At 56.2% G+C, this 8807-nt stretch carries 11 protein-coding genes; 8 read left to right on the top strand and 3 right to left on the bottom strand.

The genetic code is table 11. The features are described from left to right. Window positions 1–289: 289 nt before the first annotated feature. Together AUL36_RS18595 and AUL36_RS18590 are read left to right on the top strand one after the other, a co-directional pair. On the top strand, window positions 290–1015 hold the full coding sequence (locus AUL36_RS18595) for a hypothetical protein (protein ID WP_156418465.1): 726 nt from the start codon (window positions 290–292) through the stop codon (window positions 1013–1015). After that, complete coding sequence (locus AUL36_RS18590) at window positions 1008–1328, top strand: hypothetical protein (RefSeq protein ID WP_062223116.1); 321 nt, start codon at window positions 1008–1010, stop codon at window positions 1326–1328. The genes AUL36_RS18595 and AUL36_RS18590 overlap by 8 nt, the downstream gene beginning before the upstream one ends. A gap of 30 nt (window positions 1329–1358) precedes the next feature. On the opposite strand, the gene AUL36_RS18585 is transcribed toward AUL36_RS18590, so the two are convergent. Next, window positions 1359–1967 (bottom strand): hypothetical protein, encoded by a 609-nt coding sequence (locus tag AUL36_RS18585; protein WP_062223114.1) that lies wholly within the window; start codon window positions 1965–1967, stop codon window positions 1359–1361. A 550-nt stretch (window positions 1968–2517) separates the two neighbouring features. Here AUL36_RS18585 and AUL36_RS18580 point away from each other — a divergent pair. The 4 genes from AUL36_RS18580 to AUL36_RS23930 all read left to right on the top strand — a co-directional run bounded on the left by AUL36_RS18580 (window position 2518) and on the right by AUL36_RS23930 (window position 6547). Then, window positions 2518–2751, top strand: coding sequence for a hypothetical protein (locus AUL36_RS18580; protein WP_062223113.1), 234 nt, complete (start codon window positions 2518–2520; stop codon window positions 2749–2751). 211 nt (window positions 2752–2962) lie between these two features. After that, window positions 2963–4228, top strand: coding sequence for a phage major capsid protein (locus tag AUL36_RS18575; protein ID WP_082655930.1), 1266 nt, complete (start codon window positions 2963–2965; stop codon window positions 4226–4228). A gap of 305 nt (window positions 4229–4533) precedes the next feature. Further along, window positions 4534–5577 carry a DGQHR domain-containing protein gene (locus tag AUL36_RS23400; protein WP_082655929.1) on the top strand — a complete coding sequence of 348 codons (1044 nt, stop codon included), beginning with the start codon at window positions 4534–4536 and terminating at the stop codon, window positions 5575–5577. Window positions 5578–5581: 4 nt separating this feature from the next. Beyond that, a complete protein-coding gene (locus tag AUL36_RS23930; RefSeq protein WP_156418464.1) occupies window positions 5582–6547 on the top strand; it encodes a hypothetical protein in 966 nt (321 codons plus the stop codon). A gap of 263 nt (window positions 6548–6810) precedes the next feature. Here AUL36_RS23930 and AUL36_RS23925 read toward each other — a convergent pair whose 3' ends face one another. Next, a complete protein-coding gene (locus AUL36_RS23925) occupies window positions 6811–7287 on the bottom strand; it encodes a hypothetical protein (protein ID WP_156418463.1) in 477 nt (158 codons plus the stop codon). A gap of 101 nt (window positions 7288–7388) precedes the next feature. Further along, complete coding sequence (locus AUL36_RS24295; RefSeq protein ID WP_192843861.1) at window positions 7389–7586, bottom strand: BrnA antitoxin family protein; 198 nt, start codon at window positions 7584–7586, stop codon at window positions 7389–7391. A 182-nt stretch (window positions 7587–7768) separates the two neighbouring features. On the opposite strand from AUL36_RS24295, the gene AUL36_RS23915 reads away from it, so the two are divergent. Both AUL36_RS23915 and AUL36_RS23910 read left to right on the top strand, forming a co-directional pair. Continuing rightward, on the top strand, window positions 7769–8287 hold the full coding sequence (locus tag AUL36_RS23915) for a hypothetical protein (protein WP_156418461.1): 519 nt from the start codon (window positions 7769–7771) through the stop codon (window positions 8285–8287). Further along, window positions 8287–8490: a hypothetical protein gene (locus AUL36_RS23910; RefSeq protein WP_156418460.1), complete on the top strand. Its 204-nt coding sequence runs from the start codon at window positions 8287–8289 to the stop codon at window positions 8488–8490. The genes AUL36_RS23915 and AUL36_RS23910 overlap by 1 nt, the downstream gene beginning before the upstream one ends. Window positions 8491–8807 lie beyond the last annotated feature (317 nt).

Here is an 8807-nt window from a genome sequence, read left to right as displayed (position 1 = left end):
GATGGAGACGGTACAGCGCGGGCGAAGCGCGGAACGCGGGTGGACGGGTTCGAGCCCGACATCGCCCTCGCGGTCGAGATGGGCCTCGCCCCGGATCGCGCCCGAAGCCAAGCGGCGCGGTTCCTGGACTTCTGGCGCGGTAAGCCCGGCAAGGATGGCGTGAAGCTCGATTGGCCGGCGACGTGGCGGAACTGGGTCCGCTCTGAGATCGAGCGTCGGGGCCGATCCCCTCCGGCCGGCCGCCAGCCGCCAACCATCGACCATTCCCCCAATAAGAGAGGCCACGGCCATGGGTCCGCTGATCCCGACGCCATCGACGCCGGCAGCATGTTCGCAGAGGAAGCCGAACGCCGCCGCCGGCAATTCGCTGAGCGTCGCAATCGAAGCGCGCACGATCCGCCTTGATGCAGGCGCTTACGTCTATCCGGCCGGCTGTGGCCTCACGCAGGCGGAGCGCCGTACCATCGCCCACACCATGGCCGACATTGCCGGCCGGCTGGCGCAACCCGTTCCCGAGGACGGCGGGCAGATTGTCGCCTGGGTAGCGGGGCAGGTTCACACCTCGTTTAAGGCGCGGGACGTGAGCGCGACCAAGCAACAGACCTATGACGGGTTCCTGATCGCGCTCCCCGGCCGCTCGGAGCCCGCTGTTCGGGAGGCCGTGCGCCGCCTGTTGCGGGACGAGGCACCGCCCGAGCTATCGCGCACCTTCGCACCGACGCCGGCCGAAGTGTCAAAACTGACCCGTGCGATTGAGGGCGAATGGCGGCTTGAGCATGATCGGCTCGCCTGGCTCGTGAGCCTGCCCGAGGTTGAGTTACCCGAGCCCGAGCCGCAGCCGACGCCCGAGGAAATGGAGCGGGTGAGGGAGCGTGTCCGCCGCCTGACGGCAGGCGCAGCCTCACGCCGTGGACTGCCGCCGATCGAGAGCACGGGCGCGCACGCTCGCGTTGCCGAGGCGACGAAGGCGATGAAGCAGGTGAGGGCGGTAAGCGAGACCAGCGCCCATGAATGACGCGCCCGGTGCATCCCGCTTCTACGCCTACCGAATGCCGCGCTCGAAGATCCTTGAAATGAACATTACGAAGGAGAAGGCGCGCCGCCTCGTCGCCTGTGGGGTGTTCCCGGCTCGCAGCATCTGGATACCCGGATGCGTGGGCGAGGGGGAGCGCCCCGACATTGGCGACCTCTTCGACGCTGACGAGACGTGGCAGCCGGCGCGCCGCATCCTGTCGAAAGCTGAGAAGCTGGCGCGCGAGCAAGGCGCGATCGAGCGCGACCAACTCAACCGCTTCGAGCCAGAGCGCCGGGCCATTTGGGAAATGTAGGCACGGGGCTCTGCATCCAACGAGGTCTAATCAGAACGCGCCGTTCGGCTGCCCCACCACGCATTCACTAATGGGAGTAGGTGCCGTTGGACTTTTCCATGGATAGTAAACTGGGTCGAGTAAGCACATGAGAGAGAATATGGGGGAAGCTAAAATCCATATAAATGCGAGCCGCGAGGGTTTTTCGAACATAGGCGCGATAAGATACCTGATGGTGAGGTCGATAAACAATACTTCTGTACTGTAAAAAAGTGCCATAAAGAGAAACGCCCGATCATCGTTCACAATGACGGAAAGGAGCGAGACCCCTATGAATGCGCCAAAAAGCGCTGCCAAGGCGTCTTCAGCCCATTCGCCAATCTTGGCGAGAAAGCGTCTACCTGCCTTGGTCCAAGCAAGGAAAAACGCAGAGATGCACCAGTTAGCAATAAGGAGACGTGCGAAGGTGAAATCCACAAACGCCGCATAGTTTTTTGAAAATGCGCGACAGTCGAATAGCGCTGGTGTTGCCCACAGTTCGAACAGATATGAGATGCTGATCGTGATGAACGCGAAAGCACCGAACGACACCCAAATGGTGAAGAGCTTCCCATATCGCGTCTCCAACGTTTCGGTAACGACTGAAAGAAGCAGTTTCACACCTTCCACCTATGATGCTCATACTAGGTCCTTGCTCGAGATGGATTGTGAAGCGGTAACGTTTCGATCTGGCTATGCCTCTTGTCGGTTTAATTCCGGGGCAGCGTGACGCGTAGCCAGCCCGCGGCCCATCAGTTGCGCCCCCAATTCAAGCACGGCCGCTTCCCTGGCATCGCATGACTGGTGCGATAGTAGGATTGAAGGCGCTGGCGCGGCGGGCAGTCAGAGATCCGCTCCATAGGGGAGGAGGGGGCATCCAAAGTATCCAGCCCGAAGGGGGGCTGAACCGCAGGGGATCCCATTCGCAGAATTAATCCCCCTGCACGAAAACAGGGTGCGTACTTTCGATTTGCGTACCTGCGATACGGCCCGAAACCTCTGCTCAATAAGGCTTTGCCTTGGTGCGCATATCGGTACGCACCTTTTCCCCTGCGTACCTCCCAGACCACGCGTAGCCCGTAGGCCCTGAGAAACAGGGCGGCACGCGCTCATTGGGGTGCGCACCTGCTGCGCGCCTTCCGCTTACTCAAACAACGAAAGGGGACCGGCTATGGCCGAACGTGAACCCGAAAACACATCGCAGGATTGGGCGCAGGAAACAGCGCTGGCATTCCTCGAGCGTACGACGAACGCGTGGTTGGCGCAGGGGCTCCCCCGGAGCGTCATCGCGAGATCGATGGTCGCTTGCGGGGCGGCGCTGATCGAGCTGGAAGACGGGCCCGGCTCCGCCGCTGAAACCCTGCAGTTCGTCGCCTCCGAGATGACCCAGGCGCGGGGCAACTGACCCCATTTGCCTCGGGAGCCGCTAAGCGGCATAATCAAGCAAGTTGGAATTCATGGGTACGCCGGGCGCTGCCGGTGAATTCCAAAGCATGAGGGTACGCCAGGCGCTGCCCTGAGACGCCGTTTCGCGATGCTCGCTATCGCCGGTCTGTCTCCCCTCGCACGCCAAAAGCGCGCGGACCTTCTTCAATTTCCGAATCCAAGGAGGGCTTATGCGCCCGGAAATTTCCACGCGCGGCTTGGCTGCGCTTTCTGCCCATCTCCACTCGCGCCCGGCTGCCGTTTGCATCCCGCCTCGTGCCGCTCCTGACCCGGTGAAAATGTCGGTCGAGCTTTTGGAAGCCTTCGAGGCGTTCAAGGGAACCGTCGATAAGCGGTTCGGCAACTTTCAAGCTTCCCTTGACGGCATGACCGAAAGAGCGGCAGCGTTCCATTTGGGTGGCGGCATCATGCCGGATACTGGCGCGCTCGGCCCCGCGCCTGACCCGGCATATACACAGTCGTTCATCGCCTATGCGCGATCCGGCATGGATCAGATGCAGTTGCAGGTGGCGAACCGCGAAGGCGAACGCCAGCGTATCAACGCTGCCATGTCGGCCGGTGTGAACGAGGCTGGCGGGTATCTCGCACCTTCGGAATGGGACCGGCAGGTGCGGAAGGCGCAGCGCGCGGCCAGCCCGTTCCGTCAGATCGCGAACGTGGTGGAAACCTCCGTCCGCGCCTACTCAACGATCTGGAATTCGGGCGCGTGGGGCTCGGGCTGGGTCGGGGAAACCGCCCCCCGCCCCGAAACGGCCACGGCGGCGCTCAAGCCCATTACCTTCCCGCATGGCGAAATCTATGCGTTCCCGATGGTGTCGCAGCAACTGGTGGACGACGCCGACTTCAAACTCGAAGAGTGGTTCACGACCGAACTGGGTTCCGAATTCGAGCGTCAGGAAGGTATCGCCTTCATTGCCGGCGACGGCTTGAACAAACCGCGTGGGTTCCTGACGTACGTTGTAGGCGGTGTCTCCGAAAACGAGCATCCGGGCGGCCCGATCGCCACGACGCCGAGCGGCAACGCCAGTGCCGTCACGCCCGATGCCTTGATCAAGATGGTCTATGCTCTGCGCTCCCCTTACCGGCAGGGCGCGACCTGGCTCATGAACTCCAACAGCGCATCGGCCATCTCGCAGTTCAAGGATGCGGGCGGCAACTACCTGTGGCGTCCGAGCATCATCGAAGGCCAGCCCCCTACGTTGCTGGGTTATCCGGTGACGATCGATGAAAACATGCCGAGTATCGCAGCGAACACACTGCCGATCGCCTTTGGCAACTTCCGGCTGGGCTATGTCATCAACGATCGGACGGGTATCCGCATCCTCCGCGATCCATTCACGGTCAAGCCGTACGTCGGCTTCTATACGACGAAGCGCGTCGGCGGCGGCGTGATGGACCCGAACGCGATCCTCGTCATGAAGGTGTCTGCCTCCTGATTTGAAGCCGCCCCGGTGGTCTCCCATCGGGGCGGCAGAAGGCGAGGCAGCCGGATCGGACTTCCGAGGAATCAGGCTCAGTGCCTAAACCCAAACGCCGCCTGTCCGGTGAAACGGGGTCCACCCCATGAACCGACGCGTTGCCACTTGATTATCTGATCCGCACTAGAGCCGGATCACTGCGTTCCTTCGAGAATGAATTCAACGCCACCAGAGGTTGCTAATTTACGATTGGAAATGCAAAAAGACAGTCTAAAGGCTTGCACTTGGTTTTGCCACTATGATGCAGCCAGCATGAGGGCAACGTGTCGAACATCGAAGCTGACGATCCCATACCTGATTCAATCTCGGGCACAGGTGAAAACCAAAAGTCGCCTGAAAGAGGTAGCTATACGGCTAGCCTGCTAAGTCAGGGAAGTCATCGTTTCTATACGCTGTCAATGCCAAGTGATGTCTTGGCAGAGTGCTGTATGGTGGAACCGCGTTATGCTGACCCCGACGAGGGATTCCAGCGAGCCTTGGACGAAAGACGAGCGCGCGATATAGCCGCATACATAGATAGTGGAACCGGAACAATACCTAGCTCGATTGTGCTTTCAGCACAGCCAGAGGCCGACCTACAATACAACCGCCCAAACCGTACGCTGAACTTTATAGTGGGGAGTAGGGCTTTTTTGATTCTTGATGGTCAGCATCGAGTTTACGGTTTTAAGCTCGCCACGTCGAAGCTTCGAGTACCTGTCGTAATCTATAACGGGCTTTCTCGAACTGAAGAAGCTCGTCTTTTTATGGATATCAATACGAAGCAACGGCCTGTTCCAAATGAGTTAATTCTAGACATCAAGCGCATGGCAGAAACTGAGTCAGACTCGGAAGCGCTGATGCGTGACGTTTTTGACCTCTTCAACGTCGAGCCTGATAGCCCGCTTTTCGGGCTGATGAGCCCTTACGAAAGAAAAAAAGGTAAGATATCTCGCGTTACGTTCAACGGAGCACTTAAGCCTATTCTAGAAACTTTCTCAGGCGCAAGTGCTGGGTATGTTTATCAAGTTATGTCGGCTTATTTGCATTCTTGCCTTGGTGGAATGAGGCAAAATGGCGTGGCGGACCTTATTGTGAACCCCGTTATGTTTAAAGCTCTCGTCATCCTGTTTCCTGCCGTCGCGGAACGAGTTGCCGATAGGCATGGTGCGGAGTTTTCTATTGATAATTTCAGTGAAATACTGCGGCCGATGTTCGAGCGTGTGCGAAAGGCTGACTTGGCAAACCCTGGTAAAAGCCCAACGTCACTAGTAGATATATTCAAAAAGGCTATGCGGTCGGGTTTTACGATTGGCATGGGCTCATAGGGCCATGTCTCTTATCGCAGACGCATTGCAACCCAATATTGCGCGTGGACTATTCGCACTAAGCGGTCGTCCGTCTGTTCGGCATATGTCTGACACGATCCTTATCGGCCCAAAGTCTGGCTATGATTTGGACATTGATGACGCTTCGGAAGAAGTTAGTATCGATTTCCGCGAAGGAGCCTTTATAGCGGAAGCATTTGGTGGTGACGCATCTCGACTTGCGTCAGCTTCTTTTACTACAATGTCAGGTTTGGTTGGAGCAATCGAAGACGCTAATTCACTGCCTTGGGCTTTGATTAGATTATACTATGCATCATTCTATAGTGGGCATGGTTTGATACGCCTTATGGGGCATAGCTGCACGTATTTCGAAAATAAGCATGTTCAACATATTAAATCATTGCTGAATGCTCGTGGAACTATGGTGAACTTTGCTTTGTCGGGTGGCCTCTACAGCTGCAAAATGAATACTAAGCAAACCGGCTTCACCATGATTCAGGCGCGAGGCCGTGTCGGAGGCGCCCATGAAGCTTTTTGGGAACTATTCGATGGAATACTCTCAGAATTTTCCGAAACGCTCGTCCTTAGTAATTTGGACAAAAATGATGCGCGGGATGTGCTTCGAAAGGTTGAGGCTGCGCGAAGGATTTTCAGGAAAGGTGGCGGAGCAAGTTGGTTGAGCTCCGTGAGGAACGAGATACAATATAGGCACGGAAAAGGCGTTTGGAGCCCACTGAATCTAAATCGCTCTAGGCGTGAAGCCCTTTCGAGACTCGCCGGTCAGTGGACTCGTGATCCGATGGATATAGAAATCGATACGCCTCCAGTTGATGAGCTGCCGAACTTTGTCTTGGCATGTGTGTTTACAATAGCGCTTTGCCGTTGTGCTCTGCAAAGACTAAAGGATCGCTCTCCTAGGGCAGCATCGTCGTTTGCACAAATCCCCCTTAGAATTTATGAGGGAGCGTAAAATAAAAGAACGTCTTTAATTTTGGTAATTCGACACTATCAAACCTTGTCTTAAATATTTTGTATTGTGTATATTTGGTTAGGATAATTCCAAACCACTCGCGTATCGTGCTGCACACCTGCGACAACCATTACCCGGCGTAAAGCGTAAGGCGAAATAGGAGGAGCAGTGCCAACTCCTCCTACCTGTTCGAGCATTAACCAACAGGCCGGCTTTGCGGTTTGTTGTCCTGCATGATTATCATAACCCTTGGGAAAACACAGCTACGCCGGTTCGTTTCGAAGCAATGTCACGGCATCGACCAAAGCGCGCTTGATTTTGATTGCGTTGATCGCAGAGACGGAGAAAAGTTTATCATGATGGACGGGCATTTGCCCTAAATCTTTACCGCGTCGTGTTTCAACATAAATAAAGTCATCGGGGCCTAGAAAGTATTTCTGGTTGTAGGGGGTCACGCTTTCGAAGTTTCGCCCAAAGCTAACAGCCGCTGTTCGTGGGCCATAAGCATTTTCATGGACTCTGATAAGTACCGTGCCGTGAAGTCGACTCACCACGTCTTCGACTACACGCTTCAATTCGGGTATGAAACCCGTAGACCATTGTCTTAGCAAGCCATCAATGCGATCCTTTTCAGCTTGGTCCCGTTCAGCCGCTTCCCGCTTCTTCCGATCATGCTCGTCCCTTTGTTGCATAAGAGATGAGGCGATGTTCGTGAGCTGTTCATCGAGATCACCGTTCATTTCGCAAATCCTACTGTATGAATTATAAGGCCGCGCAGCAGCTCTAGATTCGCTTGCTGTATACGTTTGACCTATTTCCGAGGTGCGTCGTTGGCTCGGATCTAACAACCCTTGCCCCTGAAGCGTAGCGCTGTCGCAATATTGGGGTCCAGGCGAAGCGTGACTTTCTCTTTATGGTTCTCGACAGGCGCCGACCCGTTGCCGCGGATCAGCACGCCGTTCTCGTGTAGATCGGCCCGGTCGAACCACTCGTCGGTCAATTCCGGGGCGTCATCGGGATCACGGTATTCGTTCGGCAAGCCCATTTCCGTGGAGTCCAAGCCTAGGGGCAATGTACGGTCTTCCTCTGCTGTCCCGTAAGGGAATATTAAGTTTAATCCTTTATTAAAGAGTGTGGCAACGAGGTGAGCGGGGGCGCAGACAGGAAGCCCTGAAAAGGGTAGGTCAGGTGTTCCCCGTCGAGCGGCTATGAACGGTTTGGATGAAACTTCTGGGTGCATTGCAAAGGTACGGCGATAAAGGTGCAGACGCCCGGCGGCTTGCGGCGACTTCGCTTGCTCCCCATTTGGGAGTGAAGTTTTCGGTATCCGAAATCTCGAATCGCGTGTTGGAACATATCGAAAAATGGCCCCCCGATCTGCGCAACGGGGAGGTGAATTTCGATTGGCGAGAAATCAAGCGTGCGCATCGCGAACCTAACCGCCTCGAAATTGCCATTTGGTGCGGCGAAAGGCTCTGCGGAGTCGCGCTGTGTCTTTTGAAATCCAATTACGTCGAAGTGCGTTTCGTGGAGGGTGATCCAAACAAGGATTGTCCATTGCGCGGCTATCGCGTTTTGATCGTGTTGGAATGTGCAGCGAATTATGCGCAAGGCTTGGGCCGTCGCGAAATTCGTATCCAACCGATCAATGACACGCTGGCGGAACTCTATATCGGTGTGTATGGTTTTGTTGAAGAACGACCGAAAAATCGTTCAGCATATTTTAGGAAGGAGGTTTGATGATGAGTGCAGTTCGTAAATTGGAACGTCTCATGCATCGCGTCCTGCCTTCTCCTGCACCAGAGCTGAAGGAACCGCAGCTCGCATGTGGGCCGGAGCGTCCGATGACTGGTTTTTTTGCTGGTCTCGGTCCGGAACAGAAGCGCCGCGCGCTCGAATATCGTGGTCCTGAAAATCACGGTGATCTTGAGTTCGCGAACTGACTGTTCGTTCAGTTGGAAACGAGAAAGCCCCGCTTCGGCGGGGTTTTTTTATGCTGTAAATTTCAAACCAAACCATTTTCACAGACGCGCCAAAGCGCCCCCGAAGGGAGGGGAGGTTGAACCGGCCGGGGATGTGAGGCATTCATGTCCGTGGAGCGTCGAAACTCCCGACAGGGGACCCGCCAAGGTCTGGCCTGTCAGCCACAGAGCGCAGAAGTGAACTCGCCAAAGTTCAACCTGCGAGACGAACGTGCCGGCCGCCAAGCCGGGCGCGAACGGCTAAGTTATGCCGGGAGTCCGGCCGCTATACAAGACCC

It is taken from the genome of Aureimonas sp. D3 (assembly GCF_001463805.1).
Lineage (GTDB): Bacteria > Pseudomonadota > Alphaproteobacteria > Rhizobiales > Rhizobiaceae > Aureimonas > Aureimonas ureilytica_A.
This window is presented reverse-complemented; position numbering and strand designations above follow the sequence as displayed.